Origin of the sequence: Streptomyces sp. S4.7 (genome assembly GCF_010384365.1) — a bacterium.
GTDB lineage: Bacteria > Actinomycetota > Actinomycetes > Streptomycetales > Streptomycetaceae > Streptomyces.
The window spans coordinates 7391403-7414818 of record NZ_CP048397.1 but is presented as its reverse complement, the minus strand read 5'-3'; the positions used below and the strand labels follow the sequence as shown (position 1 = coordinate 7414818).

Annotated in this window: 19 protein-coding genes; 9 read left to right on the top strand and 10 right to left on the bottom strand. The window is 72.7% G+C overall.

The window, feature by feature from the left end; all coding sequences use genetic code 11:
• Nucleotides 1–45: 45 nt before the first annotated feature.
• Nucleotides 46–726, bottom strand: a complete 681-nt coding sequence (locus tag SSPS47_RS32565; protein WP_164254030.1) for an SDR family oxidoreductase — start codon at nt 724–726, stop codon at nt 46–48.
• A gap of 136 nt (nt 727–862) precedes the next feature.
• Here SSPS47_RS32565 and SSPS47_RS32560 point away from each other — a divergent pair, with 136 nt between their 5' ends.
• Entirely contained in the window at nt 863–1441 is a 579-nt protein-coding gene (locus SSPS47_RS32560; RefSeq protein ID WP_164254029.1) for a TetR family transcriptional regulator, read from the top strand.
• A gap of 75 nt (nt 1442–1516) precedes the next feature.
• On the opposite strand, the gene SSPS47_RS32555 is transcribed toward SSPS47_RS32560, so the two are convergent.
• Nucleotides 1517–2467 carry a dihydrodipicolinate synthase family protein gene (locus SSPS47_RS32555; protein ID WP_164254028.1) on the bottom strand — a complete coding sequence of 317 codons (951 nt, stop codon included), beginning with the start codon at nt 2465–2467 and terminating at the stop codon, nt 1517–1519.
• A 698-nt stretch (nt 2468–3165) separates the two neighbouring features.
• On the opposite strand from SSPS47_RS32555, the gene SSPS47_RS32550 reads away from it, so the two are divergent.
• Entirely contained in the window at nt 3166–3777 is a 612-nt protein-coding gene (locus SSPS47_RS32550; protein WP_164254027.1) for a hypothetical protein, read from the top strand.
• Nucleotides 3778–3789: 12 nt separating this feature from the next.
• Here the strand turns inward: SSPS47_RS32550 and SSPS47_RS32545 are convergent, their stop codons facing one another.
• The 4 genes from SSPS47_RS32545 to SSPS47_RS32535 form a co-directional block, all read right to left on the bottom strand.
• Nucleotides 3790–4200 (bottom strand): RNHCP domain-containing protein, encoded by a 411-nt coding sequence (locus tag SSPS47_RS32545; protein WP_164254026.1) that lies wholly within the window; start codon nt 4198–4200, stop codon nt 3790–3792.
• A gap of 307 nt (nt 4201–4507) precedes the next feature.
• Nucleotides 4508–5287, bottom strand: coding sequence for a class I SAM-dependent methyltransferase (locus SSPS47_RS32540; RefSeq protein WP_164254025.1), 780 nt, complete (start codon nt 5285–5287; stop codon nt 4508–4510).
• A 32-nt stretch (nt 5288–5319) separates the two neighbouring features.
• Entirely contained in the window at nt 5320–5451 is a 132-nt protein-coding gene (locus SSPS47_RS36340) for a hypothetical protein (protein WP_343234915.1), read from the bottom strand.
• 265 nt (nt 5452–5716) lie between these two features.
• The gene (locus SSPS47_RS32535; protein WP_164254024.1) at nt 5717–6127 is read right to left on the bottom strand and encodes a hypothetical protein; all 411 of its coding nucleotides are present in this window, start codon (nt 6125–6127) and stop codon (nt 5717–5719) included.
• 621 nt (nt 6128–6748) lie between these two features.
• On the opposite strand from SSPS47_RS32535, the gene SSPS47_RS32530 reads away from it, so the two are divergent.
• The 7 genes from SSPS47_RS32530 to SSPS47_RS32500 all read left to right on the top strand — a co-directional run bounded on the left by SSPS47_RS32530 (nt 6749) and on the right by SSPS47_RS32500 (nt 18775).
• Nucleotides 6749–9970, top strand: a complete 3222-nt coding sequence (locus tag SSPS47_RS32530; protein ID WP_164254023.1) for an NACHT domain-containing protein — start codon at nt 6749–6751, stop codon at nt 9968–9970.
• Nucleotides 9971–10170: 200 nt separating this feature from the next.
• Entirely contained in the window at nt 10171–12246 is a 2076-nt protein-coding gene (locus SSPS47_RS32525) for an ATP-binding protein (protein ID WP_239065156.1), read from the top strand.
• A gap of 9 nt (nt 12247–12255) precedes the next feature.
• A complete protein-coding gene (locus SSPS47_RS32520) occupies nt 12256–13839 on the top strand; it encodes an ABC transporter substrate-binding protein (protein ID WP_164254021.1) in 1584 nt (527 codons plus the stop codon).
• Between the two features lie 264 nt (nt 13840–14103).
• The gene (locus tag SSPS47_RS32515) at nt 14104–15168 is read left to right on the top strand and encodes a hypothetical protein (RefSeq protein ID WP_164254020.1); all 1065 of its coding nucleotides are present in this window, start codon (nt 14104–14106) and stop codon (nt 15166–15168) included.
• A 96-nt stretch (nt 15169–15264) separates the two neighbouring features.
• On the top strand, nt 15265–16467 hold the full coding sequence (locus SSPS47_RS32510; RefSeq protein WP_164254019.1) for a lycopene cyclase family protein: 1203 nt from the start codon (nt 15265–15267) through the stop codon (nt 16465–16467).
• The gene (locus SSPS47_RS32505) at nt 16464–17192 is read left to right on the top strand and encodes a class I SAM-dependent methyltransferase (protein WP_164254018.1); all 729 of its coding nucleotides are present in this window, start codon (nt 16464–16466) and stop codon (nt 17190–17192) included. Before SSPS47_RS32510 ends, SSPS47_RS32505 begins: the two co-directional genes overlap by 4 nt.
• On the top strand, nt 17189–18775 hold the full coding sequence (locus tag SSPS47_RS32500) for an FAD-dependent oxidoreductase (RefSeq protein WP_203557985.1): 1587 nt from the start codon (nt 17189–17191) through the stop codon (nt 18773–18775). Before SSPS47_RS32505 ends, SSPS47_RS32500 begins: the two co-directional genes overlap by 4 nt.
• A gap of 4 nt (nt 18776–18779) precedes the next feature.
• On the opposite strand, the gene SSPS47_RS32495 is transcribed toward SSPS47_RS32500, so the two are convergent.
• The 4 genes from SSPS47_RS32495 to crtI form a co-directional block, all read right to left on the bottom strand.
• Nucleotides 18780–19238, bottom strand: a complete 459-nt coding sequence (locus SSPS47_RS32495; protein WP_239065155.1) for a DUF6234 family protein — start codon at nt 19236–19238, stop codon at nt 18780–18782.
• Nucleotides 19239–19564: 326 nt separating this feature from the next.
• Nucleotides 19565–20614, bottom strand: a complete 1050-nt coding sequence (locus SSPS47_RS32490; RefSeq protein ID WP_164254016.1) for a DUF5914 domain-containing protein — start codon at nt 20612–20614, stop codon at nt 19565–19567.
• Nucleotides 20611–21564, bottom strand: coding sequence for a phytoene/squalene synthase family protein (locus SSPS47_RS32485; RefSeq protein ID WP_164254015.1), 954 nt, complete (start codon nt 21562–21564; stop codon nt 20611–20613). The genes SSPS47_RS32490 and SSPS47_RS32485 overlap by 4 nt, the downstream gene beginning before the upstream one ends.
• On the bottom strand, nt 21561–23111 hold the full coding sequence (crtI, locus tag SSPS47_RS32480) for a phytoene desaturase family protein (protein WP_164254014.1): 1551 nt from the start codon (nt 23109–23111) through the stop codon (nt 21561–21563). Before crtI ends, SSPS47_RS32485 begins: the two co-directional genes overlap by 4 nt.
• Between the last annotated feature and the right edge of the window lie 305 nt (nt 23112–23416).

Sequence of the window (23416 nt, the reverse complement as noted above, 5' to 3'; positions counted from 1 at the left end):
CGCCGTCCCGGTCGTCGACCGCGGCGCCGTCGAGGGGGGCCGGGGTCAGCCGGTCACCACGCCCAGCCCCTGCTTGACCTGGCGCGTCAGATCGTCGGCCAGGATCTCCGGAGCGCCCTTCTCCAGCCCGTCCAGGGCCTGCGCCGCGACCGAGGCCGGGGCGGTCTTCTGCGCCGGGTCGACGTACTCGGCCATATCGGTGTCCATGTAGCCCACATGCAGGGCGGACACCTGGATGCCGCGCGGTGCCAGCTCCTCGCGGATCGAGTCCGTGAGGGACCAGGCCGCCGCCTTGCCCGCGCTGTAGGCGCCGTAACCGGCCGGGTGGATCCACGACAGCACGGAGAGGACGTTCAGGATCGAGCCACCGCCGTTGCCCTCGATGACGGGCGCGAAGGCGCGGGTCACCTGAAGCGTTCCGTAGAAGTGGGTGTCCATCTCCAGGCGGACCCGGTCGAGTTCACCCGACACCAGCGGTGTGTGGGTGGAGATGCCCGCGTTGTTGACCAGGAGCGTGGCGTCGGGGGCGGCGGCCGCGGCGGCGCGTACCGACTGCGGGTCGGTGATGTCCAGACGCAGCGGTACGGCGCCGGGCAGGTCGACCGTCTCGGGGCGGCGGGCTCCCGCGTACACCTTGGCCCCGCGCTCCAGCAGCTGTTCGGCTATCCGCCGGCCAAGCCCTCGGTTGGCGCCGGTGACGACCGCCACCGCGTTGTTCAGTTCCATGATCGTCATCCCCTGTGTCGGAGGCGAACGACCTCCGTCCGGTCGTTGCGAGATTTTAGATTACATCCATAATCTAAAAATGAAAGGGCGGAGGCGTACGATAGATGTCATCGAACATTTATTCAGGGAGGTGGCCATGGGCCGCGTATCGAAGGAACAGGCGCGGGAGAACCGCCGGCGCATCGTCGACACCGCCTCCCGGCTCTTCCGTGAACAGGGCACCGACGGAGTCAGCGTCGCCGACCTGATGAAGGCGGCCGGTCTCACCCACGGCGGCTTCTACAAGCACTTCGACTCCAAGGAAGCCCTCGTGGACGAGGCGACCGCGTGCGCGTTCGAGGGCGTCGACGAACAGCTCGCCGGCCGGCCGACGGCCGACGACGCGGCCACCGACGCAGACCCCGAAGCCTCGCGCCGCGCCTTCATCGGCCACTACCTCTCCTCCGAGCACCGCGACGACATGGCCGGCGGCTGCCCCACGGCGGGTCTGGCCGTGGACATGGCGCGTGGCGCCGCGGGCAGTGCGGCGCGGCACACCTACGCCGAGGGGGTCCGGCTATTCGCGCAGCGCATGACCACGGACGACGGGGACGGGGACGACGGCCTGGTACGCCTCAGCACGATGGTCGGAGCGCTGATCCTGGCCCGCGCGGTCAGCGGCGATCCGCTCTCCGACGCGCTCCTCGCGGCGGCACGGGCCGAGGTGTCGACGTAGCGTCGCTCGCGCCTGCCGGGGGCGGGCCGGTGCGCACCACCGCCGCCGGTGGCGTCGCTCAGCTCGACCGACGTATCAGGCGTGTACGAGATACGCGTCGAGCGGTGCCAGCAGAGCGAACAGCGCGTGGCGCTCCGCGTCCGAGCAGGGCGTGAAGGGCGCGGCCACGTGCAGCGGACACAGTCCGCGTTCGGCCAGCACGGCCTTCACCGCCGGCACACCCGGTCGCACCGTGTGCAGCACCAGCACCTCCTCGATGAGGAGTTGGGCGTGCCGCGCGTCGTCGTACCGCCCCTCGCGGTGGGCCCGGAACAGCTCGACGGCCGGCGACGGCGCCAGATTCGCCACTCCGGGGACCACTCCGTCGGCGCCGAGCCGCAGCGCGTCGAGGGCCTGGCCTTCGTCGCCCTGACTGACGCCGAAGTCGTCGCGGCGCCGGGCCGCCGCGACGGCGTGAGCGACCAGCGCGAGATCGCCCGAGCTGTCCTTGATGCCCACGAGGTGCGCCAGTTCGACCAGTTCGTCGAGCAGGGCGGGTGTCAGCGGGTTGCTGTAGCGGGGGGCGTTGTAGGCGATGACGGGGACGTCGAGTCCGGCGGTCGCCGCGTAGTGGGCGACGATCTCGTCGTGCCGATGGTGGTAGTAGAGGGGCGGGCTGAGCACCAGGGCGTCGGGCGCGGCGGGCAGGACAGCCTCCGCCCTCGCCAGCGCCTCGGCGGTGCCGGGCGCCGTGACATTGACCAACACCGTTCCGCCGTCACTCAGTTCACGCCAGCGCCTGGTCACCCCGATCGCGAAATCGGCCAACCGCGCCGTGGGCAGCAGGGGCCCCTCTCCGGTGCTGCCGAAGAGCAGGAGACCGTGCACCCCGGTCTCCGCAAGGGCGACGAGCAGAGCGTCGGCGGCCGGGGCGGACGGCTGTCCGGGGCGGTCCATGGGCGTCACCAACGGGACCGTGACCCCGGCCAGCAGCGCACGGCCGTCCGCCCGTCCCTCCCCCTCGGCAAAGCCTTTCCGACGGCTCATCAGTACCCCTTGACCTCGGGCCGGGCCGGTCCGGCCCCGGCGCGCGTGAGTTCGTCCTGGAAGTGGCTGCGCGAAGAGACCGCCCCGTGCCATCAGTCCGTCCGAGCGCCTCTGCGGAGCCGTCAGATTCTCCCCGTCGGTGGCCGGACAGCTCTCCCTGACGTGGCCGTGCCGCCGCCATTCGTCGAGAAACAGCCGCAACAGCGCACTCACCACCGGTCGGCTCAGCGCCGACGCCCCGTACGGCGAGATACGCCGCCGGCGCCCGGATCCGGTCGTCGCCGGCGCCGCCGGCCGGCGGCGTGGGTGAACGGGAAACAGCATCGGGCGCCCGAGGTCGAAGTCGGCGACGGAGACATGGATGCTGGGCCGCTGCACCACAGTCCGGCCGGAAGCCGGACCGCCGGGATTCGAACCCGGGTCCCCTTTTTGAGAGAAAGAAGTATCCGTCGCCTGCGCACCGGGCGCTCCGATGCCGATGTCCCCCGAGATCAAGACGGCGTGCGGCGTGATTTCATTCGAAGAAGTAGCCGCGGCCTGCGCACCGGGAGATGCTGCGTGTGAGATTTTGTGGTCCGGATCCCGGTCCAAGGCGAATTGGCCTCTTGCCGACCGGACTTGAACGACAGTAGCCGACAACCGCCGGTCGCATCATCCGAATATCTCGCGCAGCATTTCTCGTACGGATCGAGAGGCACGTGCCGAGCACCTCCCCGCCCCTGCTGGCCCTCGCGGGCGGCGCCGGCTCCGGGAAGTCGACGCTCGCCGCCGCGCTGGCGGCGGCGCGACCCGCGACAGCGGTCGTACATCTCGACGTCTGCTTCCACCACGACACCGCGCGCGCCCCGTGCGTGCCCGTCATCGACGGGGAGGGCGTGAGCGTCGACTTCAGCGACCCCGCCGCGATGGACCGCGCACGCGTGGAGGAGGCGATCGGTGCGGCGCTCGGCATGGGCCGACTCGTCGTCGTGGAGGGCACGTTCGCCCTGACGCTCCCCTACGTTCGCGACCGGGCCCGGTGGACGGTGTACGTGGACGTGCCCGCCGACATCCGGCTGGCGAGGAAGACCCTGCGCAAGCTGCGCGCGGACGAGGACCCCCGCGCCGGGCTTCTGGGCTACCTCGCCCACGGCCGGGCCGCGCACGAGCGTCACGTCGAGCCGATGGCCAGGTACGCGCGACTGCTGCTGGACGGCACCGTACCCGTCCACCAACTCGTCCGGGAGCTGGGGCGGTTCCTCGGCCCACACGGGGAGAACGCCGCGCGGACGCGCCGGACGGGCCGGGATCGGCCCGTCCGGCGCCTGTGATCGCCCTGCCGTTTACAGGCCACTCAACCGTTCGAAGGGGAACGGTGGTTGGGCCAGTGGGCGCACGGCCAGCCGGATCAGCGGCAGGGCGTTGTCGTCGCCCGCCGTGCGGTTGGCGTGGATCACTTCGCAGTGCGTGCAGCGGTGGACGAGGACCCACTCGCCGTCGCCGCGCACGGAGATGGCGAGCGGTTCCATCCGGGCACCGTAGTCCGCCTGCCGGTCGCCGGGGGTGTCGTCGAGACGACGGCTCCACAGACAGTTCGGGCAGTGGTTGCGGTGATCGGTACCGGGCGCGCTCATCGGGACGTCGAGCCCGCACTGAAGACACCGGAACGACTCTGCGCGCGCTTCCGTACGCGCCCGCCGTGAGGTGTTGCGGGATCCGGATCTCCTGGTGCGGGACGTGTTGTCACGGGCCATGCTGGGTGGACTCCTCGGGTGACGCGGGAAAGGACAACGGGGTCTCGTGTCCGTCTCGCGTCGAGGGAGTTCGCCTCGCCTGGTCGCTGATCGGAAATCAGCGCCGAGATGAACCAACCTCGATCACGAGATCGGTTCCAACCGGGTCGTACCCATCCGGTGCACACCGCCTTTGTCGTCTGCCGCCATGTCCTCGGCCATGAAAACCGGCCGTGCGGAGCGGGGCAACCGAATATCCGGCACCAAAGGAGGCGCGGCGGGCCCGCCGTCACGGCATCCGGGGCCCGCACCACGGCCGCTACGACCGCTACGACGGGATCGCCCGGATGAGTACCAACGACCCCAGCAGGAAGGGCTGTCGGCGGAGCGAGCCGTGGCGCCGGTCCCAGGCGCCCGAGTCGAGATCGCGCCGGAGTGCTTCGGCGTACCGTTCGCGCTCGTCGGCGTCGACGAAGCTCCAGGCCGAACAGGCCTGCCGGGCCCGGGGGTCGAGCAGCCGCTCGGGGCGCGCGTAGTACGCCTCGTTGAAGCCGTCCGTGCAGTCCGCCGGGATCGGCACCGGCCGGACCAACACCTCGCCGTCCAGCGTCCGGGCGATGGTCTCGATCGACGGGTAGCGCCGGGCCTCGGTGTCCAGGACCGCGGGCGCGTACTCGTACAGCCAGAACTCCCGTACCAGATCGGGGTCGCACGTCAGCACCACCACCGGCCCGCGTGCCACTCGGCGCATCTCGCGGAGCCCCGCCTCGAAGTCGCTCCACTGGTGGATGCTGAACGTGGCCATCGCCGCGTCGAAGGTGTCGTCCCCGAACGGCAGGTCCTCCGCCACCGCGTCGACGGCGGCGGGAAGATGGGCCGGCCGCTGCGCCCGCATGGACGCCGACGGCTCGACCGCGGTCACCTCCAGGTCGGCCGCCTCGTACGAACCGGCCCCCGCCCCGACGTTGACGACCGTCCGCGACAGCCCGAGCGCCTCGTTGATCCGTGCGGCGATCCGCTCGTCGGGCCGCCGGTGGTCGCTGTACCCACCACCGATGGCGCCGTAGTCCGCGTCCCCCGCGCTGCCGTCCACTCCTCTTTTGTTCATGTCGGGAACATACCAAAGGGGCCGGGCCGCCGTCAGACATGGAACGGGAGCGTGGTGACGACGACCTTGCGCAGCGGGCGCAGCGCCCGGCGCAGCCGGGGCGCGGTGCGGCCATGCAGCGCGCTGCAGCGCCGTTGGCTCACCACGATCTCCGGGAGGATCACGGTGAGAGTGAGGTCGGGCCGCCGGCGGTGCAGGGCCTCGTTGTAGTTGACGAGGGGGGCGATGACGGCGCGACAGGGGGAGACGAGCTCCTGGAGGGGGCAGATGGTCGCCCCACAACAGCCACTGGTCCCAAAAGCGTTCGGCTTCGGCGACGCCCGTGCTGACGTGGATGACGAGGACGGGCTGCTGGAGCGAGGCGGCGTAGGCGAGGGCGCGCATGCCGGCTCATCCGCGGCGTCCGCTCCCCGTCCGCCTCCGTCCCGGTCAGCGCGGGCCCCGCCTGATCCAGTGGGCACGCCACCGGCGTCGCGGGGCCGGCGGTGTCGCCTGCGGCGGCTGGTCCGGCGAGCGGACGGGCGCCGTCCGCCCCTCCGTACGCTCGGCGGGTCGCTGGAGGGCGTCCAGGGCGTAGTTCGTGGTGGCGATGCAGTTCACGAGCTGCTCTTCGCTGTAGTCCTCCGACCCGGGCACATGGGGGACGAACCCGATCAGGGCCCCCTCGTTGACGATCTCCGCGTCGAGCCCCGCCGCCCCGTCCATGTCCCAGAGCGCCTCGATCCTGTCGTCGAGGACGACCCGGATACCGAACTCGTAGACACCCGCGTGCACCATGTGCGCCATGACGCCGCGCGAGCGCAGCTCCGCCGTCAGACGCTCAGCACGATCCGAGTCCATACGGAGCACCTCTCCACCTACGACGTTCCCGGGCCCGGCGCTCCCTCGGCGGGACGTCCGGCGGCCCTCGTGTACTCCACGGTACTGCGCGCCGACGCGGTACGCCGATCCCCGGCGAGCCCGTCGCCCCGCACCCGTCCCCACACCCAAGACACCCGAACCGGCACCAAACGCCGCCCGGACGGGGGCCCTTTCCGCCCGCTGGGCCCGCGAGTGGGCCCTGAGGCCCTGCGCATGGGCCCGGCCTCTTGCCTAGTGTCTGTCCGATCAGGCGAAGCCGACCGCCTGATCGGACAGGACCGCCATGAACCAGTCGCGGACGCCGGGACCCCCCACGGCAACCGACCGGCGTCCGCGGCTCCCCCGGTGCCCCGGGGCCGGTACGCCGCCCCCGGGGCACCGTCCACCGGCACAGCCGGGGCCCGGTACGGCCGGGCGATCGCCGTGGGCGGTACGCGCGGGGAGTGCGACGGCGCGCGGGCGCCGCGCGACCTCTGCGAGCCCTGACCCCGGCGGGTCCTTCGCCGCTACTCTGAGGCGGGGTACGGGGCCCGCGGGCCCCGTACGGTCGCACCGGCCCCGCACGGGGGCGTGGCGACGCGGGTGAGGGAGGGGGCTGCTGTGGACGGCGGCGTGGTGGGGCTGCGGATCGCGTCCGCGGTGGTCGTGCCGGTGCTGAAACGGCTGCTGTTACCGGCCAACAAGGTGCCCGAGGCGGAGTTCGGCGACCGGCCGATCCCGATCCGCCGGCTGGTCGCCTTCACCAAGGAGCACCGCACCCTCACCGAGGACGATCTGCACAAGCTCGCCCGCGAGTTGGTGCGCCGCGCGGTGAGCGCGGCCGGACCCCACGACCCGCCGGTCGGCGCCGACGAGCACGACGCCGTCGGCCAGGCCCTGACCCGTACCCTGCACGCGCTCGGCGATCTCGACATGGACGACGTGCACGCCTTCGCGCTGGGACCCGAACGGCTGGCCGCCGAGCTGTCCAGGAGCGCGGGCCCCGACACCCGACGGCTCCTCAGCGACGACGCCGCCCGCTTCCACGACCGTCTTCTGGAGACGGCGTGCGTGCATCTCGTACGCCTCTTCAGCCGGCAGGCGGGCTTCGCGGCCCGCGCCCAGATCGAGCAGAGCCGCGAACTGCGCGAGCAGAGCGAGAAGTTGGACCGGCTGCTGGATCGGCTGCCCGACATCAGCCGCCAGGACACCGAGTTCGAGGAGGCGTACGCGCGCTATGTCGTCGAAAGCCACGGCCGTCTCACGATCTACGGCGTCGACCTGCGCGAACCGGACGGCCAGGACTGGCCGTTGGAGTCCGCGTACCTGAGCCTGGAGGCCATGCCGTACCGGGGTGGCACGGACCCGGTGCCCATGGCGAGCGGGGAGCCGGGCGGGGACCGGGACTCGGAGGCGGAGCGCGCCGGCGGCCCCGCCGAGGCGCTTCTCGCCAGTCATGAGCGGGTCCTGCTGCGCGGGGTCGCGGGCACCGGCAAGACGACGCTCGTCCAGTGGCTGGCCCTCACCACGGCGCAGCAGGACCGGGTGCCCGGCGGCCTGCCGCAGTTGTACGGGCGCGTGCCGTTCGTACTGCCGCTGCGCGCGCTGGTGCGCAAGGACGCCGAACTGCCCATGCCCGAGGACTTCCTGCGCTGGATCCGCTGTCCGCTGGTGGGCACCGAGCCCGACGGATGGGCGGCGCGGGTGTTGCAGCACGGGCGCGGCCTGCTCCTGATCGACGGCGCCGACGAGATCCCCAAGGCCGAACGGGTCCGCGCCAGGGCCTGGCTCAAGAAGCTGATCGCCGTCTTCCCGGGCAATCTGTGGCTGCTCACCTCGCGCCCCTCGGCACTCGACCGGCAGTGGCTGGCGCGCGAGGGCTTCCAGGAGTACACGCTCAGCGCGATGCGCCCGGCCGACATGCGGCAGTTCATCCGGCGCTGGCACACGGCGGCCGGGGCGACGCGGGAGCTGGGTGAATCGCTGACGCTGTCGCTGCGCAGCAGCCCCGAGTTGAGCCGGCTGGCGACCAACCCGCTGATGTGCGCGCTGATGTGCGCCCTGCACCGGGAGCGCCGCGGTTTCCTGCCGCAGGGCCGCGCCTCGCTGTACGAGGCGGCGCTGTCCATGCTGTTGGAGCGGCGCGACCTGGAGCGCGAGGTGTACGGGCCCGGCCACCGCCCGGAGCTGGACCAGAAGTCCGCGACGGAACCGCTCCAGCGGCTGGCGTACTGGCTGCTGCGCAACGAGCGCACACAGCTGGAACTGGCGGACGCGGTGGACGTGGTGCGCCGGCTCCAGCCCTCCGTACCGCGCCTGGCTGAGGTCGGTACGCCGGAAGAGGCGCTTCAGCACCTGCTGGACCGCTCGGGCCTGCTGCGGGAGCCCGCCGCGGGTGCGGTGAGCTTCATCCACCGGACCTTTCAGGACTTCCTCGGGGCCCGTGCGGTGCTGGAGGAGCGCGACACGGGCATGCTGGTGAACAACGCGCACTTGGACCAGTGGGAGGACGTGGTTCAGATGGCCGTCGCACAGGCGAGACACCAGGAACGCGCCGACCTGCTGACCCGTCTGCGGGAGCGGGGCGACCGGGAGAAGGACGCGGCGGTGCAGGCGCGGTTGCGTCTCCTCGCCCTCGCCTCCCTCGAACAGGCGACGCGTCTGGAGCCGACGGTCCGTGAGGCGATCGAGGACCGCGCGGCGCGGATGCTGCCTCCGCGCAGTCTGCGCGAGGCGAGATCGCTGGCCCAGACCGGCCCGCTGCTGCTCGGCCTGCTGCCGCGTGCGAAGGATCTGGAGGGCGACGAGGAGCTCGCGACCGTCCACGCGATATGCCAGATCGGCGGTGACGCGGCGATCCCCCGGCTCCGTGAGTTCCTGGAGACGACCCAGTCCGCCGTGCGGGCCCAACTCCTCGACCACTGGGACCGGTTCGACACACTGGTGTACGCGGAGGAGATCGTACGGCCGCTCCTGGAGACCGCGCCGGACGAGACGGTGACGGTTCGCTCGCACGCCGAGCTGGACGCCCTGCGCACCATGTCCGGCTATCGACGCGTAGGCCTGCACGGTGACTTCGGTCCCGAGGAGATCCGCACGGCGCTCAATCCGCGGCGGCTTCGTGAGCTGCGGCTGCACAACACGCTCCAACTGGACGACCTGGACGTGCTGTCCGTCTATCCGGAGCTGGAGACGCTGGCGCTCCAGGGGTGCCGGAACGTGAAGGATCCGACACCCCTGACCCGGCTGCCGCGACTGCGGCGGCTGGAGCTGCGGGATCTCCCCCAGTTCGAGCCGCTGCTGAAGCTGTCGGACTGCCCGGCGCTCGAAGGGCTGCTGGTGGGGCCGGAAGTGCCGTGGCGCGGTCTGACCGACCTGCCGCGCGCCGCCGAGCTGCGTCTGCTGTCCCTGCCGCCGGCCGCCGCGCAGCTCGCGGGGATCGTGCGCTGCCGAGGGCTGGAGGAGCTGCGGCTCCAGGACGCGAGCGATCGCGTGACGCCCGACGAATGGGGCTCCCTGCTCGGCGAGTTGCCTGATATGCGGCGGCTGACCCTGTCGCCGCAGCAGCTCAGCATGCTGCTGTTCGCGCCGCGTACGGAGATCCCTCAGGTCACGCATCTGACGGTGCGGGCCCGACCGGGCGCGGCGGTGCCGCTGCGGCGAATCGCCAGGCGACTTCCGGGACTTGAGGAAATCCATCTGTCGCAGGTCTCGGAGCTTGACCTCGGATCCCTGGCCGGGCTGCGCCGGCTCCGGCTGGTCCGGCTCTCCTACGCGGGTGAGATCCGCGGGGCGGACGCGCTTCCCGAGAACGTCGAACTCGACATCCATCCGCATCCCTGAAGCCGTCCCCGGACGCGTGCGCCGGCCGGTCCCACCTGTCACAACCGGGTGACAGAGTGTGGTGTCGGCCTGGCGAGAGCGCTTACCCGACCGGTAAGTTCGTTGATTCCGGGCTTCATTGGTAGGGAAATCGACGGTTGTGTCTCGGGAAACGGCGACGGACGAAGGGTGCGTGACGCGATCACATGCGCTCCTCGGGTATGTCCCCCCTCCACGGCCGGGATCCGCTGCTGCGCTCGCTGGTCCCCCGCCTCACCGGTCTGACATACGACGAGAGGTCCCGTACGCCCCGGGAACACCACGGCGATCTGCCCGTGGTCCTGGTCACGGGCCACCACGGCATGGGGCGCAGCGCCGTCCTGGCCGACCTCGCGTCGCACTACCGGGACCGGCTCCCGCTGGCCCATGTCAAGGTCGTGCCGACCGAGTCGGGCACCCTGCCGTACGCCCCGGACGACGGCGCCGCCGCCACCGCGTCGACCCTCGTCGGGGTTCTGGCGGAGCTGGTGTGCGCTCTCGCGCCCGGTCTGCGGCGTCGTTTCCCGGTCCTGACTCCCGGCCTGTTCGCGGTCTCCGGCTGGGAACGCGACAACTCGGAGCAGCGGGACGCGACGTGTCTGCTGCACGCCCGGCTGCTGCGGGCCTGCCGGCTCGCCGACGGGGACGAGGACGCGCTGCGGCACACCTGGGCCACCGCGGTCGAGGGCCGGCTGAAGGACGCGGCGGGCGACGGCGCGGAGCGGGACGGGGACCGGGACCGGGACCGGGACGGCGAGGCGGTCACGGACGCGGTGATGGCGGAGTACACCGAGCGGTACGGTCCGGGTCCCGCCCGCGACTGGTACGGGCGCCGCTTCCCGCCGGGCACGGACGGCCAGGATCCGCTGCCGCTGCTCGGCGAGTGGTTCCACCAGGGCGGTGACTACCGGGACTTCGCCGAGCAGAGTCTGATGGCCGCCTTCCTGCACGACATCGCCGCCTCCTACGGACGGCTCCAGCGGTGGAACCGGGAGCCGTGGCCGCTGGTGCTGCTCGACGACGCCCACCACACGGCGGGCCGGACCTTCCTCGATCTGCTCCTGAAGAACCGGGCGCTGCCCGAACGCCCCGACCACGAGGAGCTCGTCGTCGTGGCCACCCGGCTCGGTGAGCTGCCGGAGGACGACGACGACGCGATCCGGCGGGAACTCGTCGACGTGGTGCGGTCCTCCGGCTGGGAGCGCCGGGGCCGCGCGCCGTCCGCCGGTCTGCTCGCCGTGCCGCTCGCCCCGCTGAGCCGGGACGACATCCTGCCGCTGCTGGTGCCGGACCGGCCGGCCCGGCCGCTCCACCCGTATCTGGCATCCGCCGTGCACTCGCTGACGGGCGGGCATCCCGCGGCGACCACCGTGCTGTGCGCGGCGGTCCTGGACGCGACCGGGCGGGGTGCCGGCGTGGAGCCGCGAGGGCTGCTCGAACTGACCACGAAGGAGGGGCGCGCGGTCACCGAGGTGCTTCTGGAGCGGCTGCTGCCGGACCGGCGCCAGCGCGACCGGCTGACGCTGCTCTCCCTCGCCCGTGACAGCACGGCGGCGGAGGCCCTGGCGGCCCATCTGCGCTTCCAGGGACCCGACCAGCTGCCCGCGAACTCGGCGACCGACTATCTGGAGGACCAGCAGTGGCAGCGGCTCACCAGCCCGGACGAGCCGCTGGTCGCGGACATGCTGTTGCAGACCCTGCTGGTGCACGAGGCGCGGCGTACGTCGCGCGGGGTGGAGGACGGCCGGGGCTGGCAGGAGATCCACCGCTTCCTGCGGATACACCACGCCCAGCGGGGCGAGAGCGGGGAGGCGGACGCGCTGCGGCACACGCTCGCCGCCGGGAACGCCGAGACGGTCGTCGCGGCGCTGGCCGAGGAGTTCCAGTCGGAGCAGGACGAACAGGCCGCGGCGCACTGGGTGTTGTGCCTGCGGTACGCGGCGACGGCGCCGACACCACCGACTCCGCCGGCCGGGGACTGGTTCGACGAACGGACACAGGTCGCGCTCGGGGCGCACGACGGCCGGTACGCGGAGCTGGACGAGATCGAGCGCTGCGTCAACCGGCTGCTGCACGCCCTGTGGCATGTGTCGGAGCCGCACGCCGAGCCGGACCCGGACATGTGCAAGGCGGTCGGCGAGGAGCTGGCGTTCCTCTCGCCGCGGCACCGGTCCTGGCACGCCGTGCTGGGCCAGGCGGCCCGCAGCTGGCCCGTCGCGGCCCGCAGGAAACGCCCGTTGCCCATCCCCGGCGAGTGAGGAGGAAGCATGTTGGTCCGTCTGTTCCGTCGTCATCCCCGCGAGTGGGGCCCGGTCGAGTGGCTGGCCGTACTCGGTCTCGTGGCGCTGACCGCAGCCGTGATCGCGCTCGTGGTCTCTCTCTTACGGGGTCCCGGTCCGTGCGGTGACGAGCTGGAGGAGATCGGCGGTGACTGCGTGGGTGTCACCGAGGGTGTCTTCGAGGCCGACCCGGAGGTCGCGAGCCTCATCCGGGCCGTCGCGGACGAGAACGCCCGTGTACGCAAGGGCTGGGAGGACCCGTCGAGCGGGCCCAGGATCCCGTACGTACGGATCGCGTTGATGATGCCCTTCACGGCGGACGAGCACAGCGCGATGACGACGGACATGATCCGCCGGGGACTCGCCGGGGCACTGACGGCGCAGCGTCAGGCGAACAGTTTCGGCGGACCGCGCTACCAGTTACTGCTGGCCCCCGACGGCCGGAACCTCGACGCCTGGGAGCCCGTCGTCGAGCGGCTGGCCGAACTGTCGGAGGAAACCGCCTCACCGCTGGTGGGGGTGACCGGCATCCCGAGCAGCACTGCGGAGACACGGGACACGATCCGGGCGCTGAGCAAGCTCAAGATCCCCACCGTCGGCCCGGTCATCACCTCGGCCGACATGAACTCCACGTACTTCTTCAAGACCTCCCCGAACAACGACCAGTTCACCCGCGCGCTGAAGCTCTATCTGGACAGGAACCCGGCGGACCGCAAGGGGTTCCTGGTGTGGGACAACCGCGACGAGGACGTGTACTCGAAGAATCTGCGCGCCGTCTTCGAGCGGCACTTCAACGACACGTACGACCTGTCGAACCACAGCTCCAACTTCATCGGCTCGTCCGGAACCGCCCGGGGCATCCCGCAGCGGTTCACCGACGCCGTACAGAAGATCTGCAACGAGAAGTCCGACACGGTCTTCTTCGCCGGCCGCGACCAGGACCTGCCCGCCTTCGTCGCGCGCCTCGCGCAGGAAGGCACCTGCGGGCGCACCTCGGAGCTGCGCATCCTGAAGGTCGGCATAGGGCTGGAGCCCACCCTCACCACGGACGAGTCCACCCGGTGGCTGGAGGAGGCGCGGGCCACGATCGTCGACGCGTCCGCCGTCGACCCGCGGTGGTGGGCCGAGGGGTCCGAGCCGAAGAAGGCGCTGGGCCGGTTCCTCGACGGCTTCCGCGCGCTGGACGACGCACACGAGTTGGGCGTCAAACCGCTCGACGACGGTTACGCCGTCATGTACCACGACGCCTTCACCCTGCTCGCCGACGCCGTGGACCGTACGTTCACCGAGATCAACGAGGACGACACCCGGACGCCGGGGGCCGCCTACCTGCCGTCGAAGGACGACGTCTTCCACACGCTGGTCATTCCCAGCATCTCCGGCAGCACCTGCAACTCCTGTCTGGTGGGCGCCGCCGGGACGTACGGCTTCGAGGGTCCGGACGCGAACGACCAGTGGGCCGCCTGCAAACCCGTGCCCGTCGTCGAGCATCCGCGACGGACCGGCGGGCGCGACCCGGCGCCCGTGTACCGCACGTACCGCGGCGCGGACGCGGACGCCTGCCCGTCCTGAACGGCCGCCCGTCACGACCTCCGGGCCCGGCGTCCGCCGACGAATCGGGCGTCCCCCGGGGCGACTTCGGGGAGGTCGGGGGCCCACACGTATCATCCGCCGGGAACCGGAAGGCGTGTGGTCGCGACATCGGGGGTGTATGCCGCGGTGCGCCGCCACCGGGCGGAGATCAGCCCGGACCGGCCGCCGTGCCGCCCCCGGAGCGGGCACCCGTGCGCGTCCACCGCTTCGAGCAGAGAGAAACACAGAGATGAAGGTCGGTCAGTGAAGGCGATACGCCGCTGGGCCCCCTACCTGGCGCTGTCGCTGGTACTGGTGGTCGCCGCCGGCTACGGGTGGTACCGCGTGAGCGACACAGGCAAGGGCTGGCGGTACGAGGAGAGCCTGAAATCCTTCTGCGAAGGGCTGATCCCGTACGAGGAGTCCGCCTGGTACACCGGGAAGGACGGGACGCGGCTGACGCTGGACCACCGCAGGGGCGGCCCCGACGGGGACTTCGACTCGTGCACGGTCGCGGGTCTCGACCTCACCATCGCCCGGGTCCCCGACCCGACGGCCAAGTACTGGGAGAAGTCCGATGCCTTCCAGCGGCTGGACGAGGTGTCGGGTGACTCACCACCGATCCCGCTCGGCGGCGGATGGCGCGGCTACACCGATCTCGCCAACACGGCGGTCGTTCTGAACTGCGGCAACAAGGCCGGCGCGGTCTTCGTGACGGCGAATGACCGTGACGTGGACGACCTGGACGACATGTACGACGCGAGCGACTCCGAGCGGGCGCGCGGGATCGCCGAGTTCGTGGCCGCGACCGCGGTCAACGCGGCCGAGGACTGGGACTGCGAAGCGAAGGCCGGCGGCAGCATCCCGCGGCTGCCCGCTCCGGCGGAGCGCACGTCCCCCTTCGCCGCGAAAGGGACATGCGCGGGAATCCCGCTGCGCGACCAGGACTACGTCCACTGGATCCAGGACGCCCCGGAGAGCGGGACGGCGCCTCTGGAGCGTTGTGTACTGGGCGAGACGAAGGCCGAGGCCGTGCATCTGTTCGACTTCGAGGCGGCGTTCGGACCGTTCGCGCAGCGTCTGCGCTCGGACGACCCCGACGTCCGGACGCACCTGCGTGGTGCGGGTGGCGCCAAGGGCTCCTACTGGGCGACCGCGAAGTGCCCCGGCGACGGTCCCCGGGCCCTGTTCCGGGTCGATCCCACGCAGTACGTGTACGTCGACGGCCCGGTGGACGAATTCGCCAGGGACGCCCTCACCGCGTTCGCCGAACGCAGGGCCGAGCAACACGGCTGCACGGACCTGACGTTGCCGCCCGTCTCGCCGTAACACCTCCCGCCGCCCCGCGGCGCCTGCGTCCGAGTCGGCCGCCGATGCGGAATGCTGATGCCGGGACGTCAGAAGCGGCGGTGCGAGGGAGCGGTGGTGCGAGAGACGGATGTGATCGTGGTCGGCGCGGGCGCGGCGGGTCTCTCGCTCGCGTACCGGCTCCGCACCCCTCCCCCCGGCCACCCGGTGCCCGGCGTGACGCTGATCGACGCGCCCGCCGGTCCGCTGAGGCCGCCGGAGCGGACCTGGTGTTTCTGGGAGGCGTCACCCGGCGACTTCGACGGTGCGCTGACCGCCTCGTGGGAGTCGCTGCGGGTACGGGGACGGGACGGGGCCGTGAGCATGGGGCGGCCCGCTCCGTTCCGTTACAAGATGCTGCGGTCGGGCTCCTTCGAGGCGCTGCTGGCCCGTCGGCTCGACGGGCCCGGGGCGCCGCGCCGCGTGACGGCGCGGATCGACGGGATCAGCGATGTGGCGTCGGGCGCCGAGGTGACGGGCGTCGCGGCCGACGGCTTTGAACTGACCCTGCGCGCCCGCTGGGTGTTCGACTCGCGTCCGCCACGCGTCCTGCCGCCCGCGCGGACGACGCTGCTCCAGCACTTCCGCGGCTGGTTCGTCCGGACCGAACGGCCGGTGTTCGATCCCCGGATCGCCGATCTGATGGACTTCCGGACCCCGCAGCCCGCGCACGGACTGTCGTTCGGATACGTCCTGCCGACCAACGCCCACGAGGCGCTGGTCGAGTACACCGAGTTCTCCCGCACGGTGCTGGACGACGCGGGCTACGAGCGGGCACTCACGCACTACACCGAACGGGTGCTCGGGCTGGGCCCCTTCGAGGTGACCGCGACCGAGCAGGGGGTCATCCCGATGACCGACGGCCGCTTCCCGCGCCGGGCGGGCCGTTCGGTGTTCCGTATCGGGACCGCGGGCGGCGCCACGCGCCCGTCGACCGGCTACACCTTCGCGGCCGTTCAGCGACAGGCCCGCGCCGTCGCCGCCGCGTACTTCGCCGGACGGGTGCCCGAGCCGCCGCCCGCCTACCCGGCGCGGGCCGGGGCGATGGACGCGGTGCTGCTGCGGGGACTGGACAGCGGCCGGGTCGAGGGCGCCGAGTTCTTCGAGGGGCTGTTCCGGCGCGTGCCGATGGAGCGGCTGCTCCGCTTCCTCGACGGCGGCACCCGCCCGTACGAGGACTTCACGATCGGCCTGCGCACCCCGGTGGGGCCGATGCTGCGCACCGTCGCCGAACTGCCCTGGCTGCCCCGCCGGGCACCGAGAGGAAGGGCCGTCGGATGACGCTCCTGCACGACGCCGAACTGTCCGCCGCGTTCGACCATGCCGCGCTCGCCTACGACCGGCTGGTCTCCGTCAACCCGGGCTATCACGCGCACCTCAGACGCTCCGCCCGGCGTCTGCGACCGCCCCGTGGCGGCGCCGGGCTGCGGCTGCTGGACCTTGGGTGCGGGACAGGCGCGTCGACGGCCGCGCTGCTGGCCGCCGCGCCGCGCGCCGAGATCGTCGCCGTGGACGCGTCGGCCGGGATGCTGGAGCGAGCGGCCGCCAAGGCGTGGCCGTCGAGCGTCTCGTTCGTCCACGCGCCCGTGGAGCGGCTGGGCGAGGCGGGGGTCACCGGTCCGTTCGACGGGGTCTTCGCCGCGTACCTCTTCCGGAACCTCACCGAGCCGGACCGGGCGCTCGGCCTCGTGCGGTCCCTGCTGGCGCCGGGCGGCCGGATCGGGGTGCACGAGTACGCGCTCGGCGGGCGCCCCGTGGACCACGCGGTCTGGACGGCGGTGTGCAAGGGCGTCGTGCTGCCCGCGGCGCGGCTCGCCGGTGACGCGGACCTCTACCGCCATCTGTGGCGCAGCGTGGTCGAGTTCGACACCGCGCCGGCCTTCGGTGACCGGCTGCGGCGCGCCGGGTTCGGGTCCGTCCGGGTGCTGCCGATGCCGGGCTGGCAGACGGGCATCGCGCACACCTTCGTGGGCAGCCGCGCGGCGGGGAGCGGGGACGCGCGGTGACCACCGGACGCCGGACGGACGGCACGGGTGTGACCGCCCCGCGCCGTGGCCGGGATCGCCGCGCCACAGTGGTCCGGCCGGCGCCGGGGCGCGACCGGTTCGGCGGCGGCGACGCACCGCACGTGGCGGTCGTCGGGGGCGGCATCGCGGGGCTCGCCGCCGCCACCGGGCTCGTGGAGCGGGGGGTGGGCGTCACGCTGTACGAGCGTGAACCGGGTCTCGGCGGGCGGCTGGCGGGCCGGCCGGTCACGCTGGCCGACGGTTCGACGGTCACCATGAGCCGGGGATTCCACGCCTTCTTCCGCCAGTACTACAACCTCCGGGGTCTGCTCCGGCGCGCTGATCCCGGCCTCCGTATGCTCTCCGGGCTGCCGGACTATCCGCTGCGCCACGGCGGCGGCAGGGAGCTGTACGACAGCTTCGCGCGCGTCCCGCGCACACCGCCGTGGAGCGCCCTGGGTTTCGTCGCGCTCAGCCCCACCTTCGGCTGGCGTGATCTGGCCCGGATGGATCCGAGGGCCGCGCTGCCCCTCCTCGATGTGCGAGTGCCGCGGGTGTACGAGGAGTTGGACGGGGTCAGCGCCGAGGACTTCCTGTCCGCGATCCGCTTCCCCGAGGCGGCGCGGCATCTGGCGTTCGAGGTGTTCTCCCGCAGCTTCTTCTGCGATCCGGGTGAACTGTCCGCCGCCGAACTGGTGTTGATGTTCCACATCTACTTCCTCGGGTCGAGCGAGGGGTTGCTGTTCGATGTCCCCAACGAGCCCTTCCCGGCCGCTCTGTGGGAGCCGCTGGGCTCGTATCTCACGGGGCTCGGGGCCGGGTTGCGCACCGGTACGGCGGTGGAGGAGGTGGCTCCGGCGCCGGGCGGTGGTCTGACGGTGACGGCGGACGGGCGGCCACGGCGGTACGACGCGGTGGTGCTCGCGCTGGACAGCGGCGGACTGCGTCAACTGGTCGCCGAATCGCACCGGCTGTGCGACGAGCGGTGGCGGGCCCGGATCGGCAGGCTGCGCGACGCCCCGCCGTTCCTGGTGTCGCGGCTGTGGCTGGACCGTCCGGTGGCGGCGGACCGGCCCGGTTTCCTCGGGACCAGCGGATTCGGCGGGCTCGACAACGTGAGCGTGCTGGAGCGCTGGGAGGGCGAGGCGGCGCGGTGGGCGGCCGGGACCGGCGGCTCGGTGGTCGAGCTGCACGCGTACGCCGTCGCCCCCGGCACCGACCGGGCCGCCCAACAGCGGTTGCTGGTGGAGCAGTTGCACCGGGTGTATCCGGAGACGCGGTCCGCGAGGACCGTCGACGCGCTCCACGAGTGGCGCTCGGACTGCCCGCTGTTCCCGGTGGGTGGCTACGGCGACCGACCCACCGTACGCACACCCGACCCGGACGTCGTGGTGGCGGGCGATCTGGTCCGCACCGACCTCCCGGTGGCGCTCATGGAACGCGCGGCGACCACGGGCTTTCTGGCCGCCAACGCGCTGCTGGAGCGGTGGGGCGTCCGCGGTCAGACGCTGTGGACCGTGCCGGACCGGGGCCGGTCGGCGGGCCTGCGGGCGCTCGTGCGGCTGACACGGCGCGCCTCCTGAGCGGTCACCCGCCGTACCGCGCGCACTCGGTGTTGTCGCCGCCGCTGCGGCAGCCCACGGGCCCGGTCGGGGCGGGAACGGGACGCTCCTTCTCGTCCTGGTGGGATTGCAGCGCGGCTCCGGCGAAGAAGGCGAAGACGACGAGCACGGCCATCACGCCCTGGGCCACCGCGGTGACCGTGGCCCGCGCGCGGGAGGCGATCACCGCGGCCACCAACGCCAGTACGCCGAGGGCGCCGAGGGCGGGCAGATAGCGCCAGAGGGAGTGCGGTTCGACGCTCGTGGCGGGGTCGAGGTCGAAATGATCGAAGAACGGCCACAGGACGACGATCACGGCCAGGGCGATCAGCTCAAGGAGGACGAGCCCGCACGAGACACCCACATCGGCGCCCCGCTGCACGGGGGACTTCACCGAGGGGCCGGCGGAGTCGAGGGCCGGAGGCGCGATGGGCAGGTCGCTCATACGGAACACCCTGCCGGGCGGCCGGCACGGGAACATGAGTACGGATACCTATGCCGGGCGGTTGGTCCTCGAACACCGGACGGGCTCGATGGGGCAGCCCGGCCGGCCCGGCCGACGGCCCGGGGCGTGCCCGGAAAGCACAGCGCCGTCGGCCCGTGGCGTGGAGCGGTGCATCGCGAGGCGGAGGACCGGCGTGGTGGATGGGCGGGCCGTACTCGGCCGACTCCGAGAGCGCGGGGGGTGCCTTCCGTCCCCCCCTCGGGGGTTACGGGAAAGAGGCGCCGTGCCGGGCCCCCGCCGGCCGGGCGGGGCTCTCCGGACACGCCTCAGCCGGGAAACCGGCCCGTGCTGCGCAGGTGCCAGCGGCGTTCCGCGTAGGCGAGGTCGTCGCGCCAGAGGCGGCCCGCGACGGCGCGCATCAGTGGGCGCAGCGCGGGAGCGGCGGCCCGTGCCGCGGCGAACCCCGGGCGGTCGGAGGCCGCGACGACCGCCTCGATCACGGCGGTTCGGGGTCGGCCGCGGTCGTCGTGGCCGACCGGGGTGGCGTGTGTCTCCACGACGGAGCCCCGGCCCTCGCCCTCCGTGATGCGCATGACGACCGTGCGCGGTCCGGGCGCCGTGAACACGGCGCGGACGGGCACCACGGCCCGGCCCGCCAACTTGAAGGACACGTCCACGGCGAAGCCGTCGCCCGCACCGGGGTCATCGCCCTCCCCCGGCGTCGAGAGGACCGTGAGGTCCACGAACGAGTACGGGTGCAGCCAGGCACCGTGCCAGGGGTCGAGCCGGTTGGCCACCACGTCCTCGGGCTCGCACACCCCGAAGCCGGTGTAGACGGCGTCCACCGCCCCGGCGGCCTCGGGCCGGGGCGGGACGGCCGGCCGGTCCGACGGGCTCCCGCCACCCGCCCGGTCGAGCCGTACCCACGCCAACACCCCGTCGTCGTATGCCGGGACGGGCTCCCAGCCCGCGAACGGCCCACCGTCCAGGGCGAGTCCGTGCCAGTGGCAGATGAGGGTGCCGCAGTGCACCCGGCCGTTCCTGAGCGGCGCGCCGAGGTGCGGGCAGGCGCCGGGGCCCGCCACCAGACGCCCCGACTCCTCGCGCCACAGGACCAGTTCGGTGCCCGCGACGGTACGTCCGAGCGGGCGGCCGGGGCGTACGTCGCGGGCGGCGCCGACCACGTACCAGTTGCCGGACGGTCCGGCGAGCGCCCGCTTCAACGCCCCCGCGATGAGTGCCGGTCGCGCCTCGCGCCAACTGGGCTTCTGATGAGCCCAGTCGACAGCTTCACGGCGCAGCCGCAACGGGTACCGGCCGAGCCACCCGCCGCCGCCGGGTGTCCGTCCCCGCGCGCCGTCGTCGTATGTGCTCATACGGCCCCCTCGCGCACGGCGGCTCTGGTCCGGGCCGCCGCCACCCGTAGAAGCCCGTCGACGGCGACGGCCGCCCGCCGTCGGCGCCGTACGACGGCGCGGCGGTGCAGCACGGCGTACCCCTCGTCGGCGACGGCGTCGAGGATCCCGCCGTACAGGACGAACGCCGCGCGGATACAGGGGCGGGCCACCGGGTCGAGCATCCGGATGCCGGGCGCCGCGTGCCGGTAGACGCCTCGGGTCAGAGCGACGGCGGATTTCAGGGCGGCGGTGATCCGTGTGTCCCGCGCGCCGGTGGTACGGCTCCACTCCAGCAGTTCGCGGTCGACCCCGTGCGCGGCGAGCAGATCGGCGGGGAGGTAGACGCGGCCGCGGTCGAGGTCCTCGCCGACGTCCCTGATGAAGTTGGTCAGCTGGAAAGCGACGCCGAGCGCGGCGGCGTGCGGGGCGGCCACCTCGCGCGGTGCGACGGTGCCGAGCACGGGGAGCATCTGGAGGCCGATCACGGCGGCCGAGCCGTGCATGTAGCGGCGCAGATCGTCGTAGGTCGCGTAGTCCGTGACCGTGAGGTCGCTGCGTATGGCGGTCAGGAAGTCGCGGAACAGCCGGTGGTCGATGCCGTAGGTCCTCGCCGTGTCCGCGAGCGCCCTGATCACCGGTTCGCGGCTGCGGCCCGAGCGCAGCCCGTCCGCCAACCGCTGCTGGAGCGCGCCCAGTTGATCCGCCCGTTCGGCGGTGGTCGCGGGTCTGTCGAGGTCGTCGACGATGTCGTCGGCCCAGCGTGCGAAGCCGTAGAGCGCGTGGACGGCGGGGCGCCGTTCGACGGGCAGGAGACGGGTGGCGAGGAAGTAGGTCCTGCCGTGCCGGGCGTTGAGCCGGCGGCACCGGGTGTAGGCGACGCGCAGACCGGGGTCGCCGATGCCGGCGGCGTCGAGTTCACGGTCGGTCATGCGCGCCGTCCTTTCGGTACGCGGACGGCCGCCTTGTCACCGGTACCGGTACCGGTGACGCGGGCGGCGGCGAGCTTGCCGGAGATCAGGACCGTGGGGACGCCGACTCCGGGGGTGGTGCCGCATCCGGCGAGTACCGCGTTGGTGGTGCCGCGCACCAGGTTGCGCGGCCGGAAGGGGCCGGTCTGCGCGAACGTGTGCGCCGCGGAGAACGGGGTCCCTTCCGCGTGTCCTTCGGCGGCCCAGTCGGCGGGGGTGACGAGGCACTCCTCCTCGATGGCCGCGCCGAGTCCGTCCAGTCCCCGGCGTTCGAGCTCGGCGAGGAGGCTGTCGCGGTAGCGGGGGCCGAGGTCCGCCCACTCCCGGACGCCGGGCCCGATACGGGTGTTGGGGCAGGGCGCCAGGATGTAGTGCAGGTGGCGGCCCGGCGGGGCGAGGCCGGGGTCGGTGGCCGTGGGACGGGTGATGAGCAGGGACGGGTCGCTCATGAGGCTCCCGGTGTGCGTCAGTTCCCGGAACGTACGCTTCCAGGCGTGTCCGAACGAGATGGTGTGGTGGCCGAGCCCCGGCCAGGTGCGGTCGGTGCCGGCGTGCAGGATCACGGCGGACGGCGAGAACCGCAGCGGCACCGGGCGGCGCGGCGGCCGGCCGAGCAGACGGTAGGTGACGGGCAGGTCGGGTGTGAGGACGACGGCGTCGCAGGGGATGCGCACCTGGTCGTCCCCGTGGCCGGTGACGACGGCCGTGATCCGGTCACCGGATCCGCCGCCCGACCGCTCCAGGCGCGTGACGTCGTGGCCGTAACGGAAGTCGGCGCCCGCGTCCGCCGCCGCGTCGGCCATCGCGCGGGGCAGGGCGTGCATGCCGCCGCGCGGGAAGCAGACCCCGGCGACGGTGTCCATGTAGGCGATGACGGCGTACGCGGCAAGCGCCTTGGCGGGCGGGATTCCGGCGTACAGGGCCTGGAAGGAGAAGATCCGGCGCAGGCGCTCGTCCGAGATGAAGGACCCGATGCGCGCGTCGAGCCGGCCGAAGCCGCCGAGTGCGGCGAGGCGCACGAGGTCGGGGTGGAGGAGGGACAGCGGCGAGTCGAAGTTCGCGTCGATGAAACGACGTGCCTGGACCGCGTACAGCTTCTCCAGCCAGTGGCGCAGCCGCCGGTAGCCGTGCGCTTCGCGGGATCCGGCGAAGCGTTCGACCTCGGCCGCCATCGCGTCGCCGTCGGTGTGGACGTCCAGTGCGCTGCCGTCGGCGAACCGCGCCCGGTAGGCGGGATGCAGGGGGATGAGGTCGAGCCGGTCGGCGAGCTTGTCGCCGACGGCGGCGAAGGCGTCCTCGACGAGGCCGGGCATGGTGAGGACGGTGGGGCCGGTGTCGAGGTGATAGCCGCCGCGTTCGACGCGACCGGCCCGGCCGCCGGGCCGCGTACCGCGATCGACCACGGTGACGGCGCGCCCGGCACCGAGGAGGTGCAGGGCGGCGGAGAGCCCGGCGAGTCCGGCGCCGACCACGACGACGTGGTCGGTGGGTCCGTCGAGTGTCCTCATCGGCTGCCCCCGGAGGTCCGCGGGACCCGCGGTCGTCCTCCTGGGAGGAGTGGCCCCGCCTCACTGCCGCGCATCGCGTCTCCTCTCCTCGCGTCGGACGGCCGGGAACACCGTTCCTTCGGATCGGAAGTGGCGGATCGGAAGTGGCGGATCGGATGCGCGGTCCCCGGCGCGGCTCTGATGACGCCTCAGTGCACCATGATCATGGGCCACATGCCGGACAACCCGTCAGGGATGCGTCTCTTCGGGTGAACCGGCCGACCCGATGGCCGGGTGGACGGCGCCCGCACGGCATGCTGACGCCG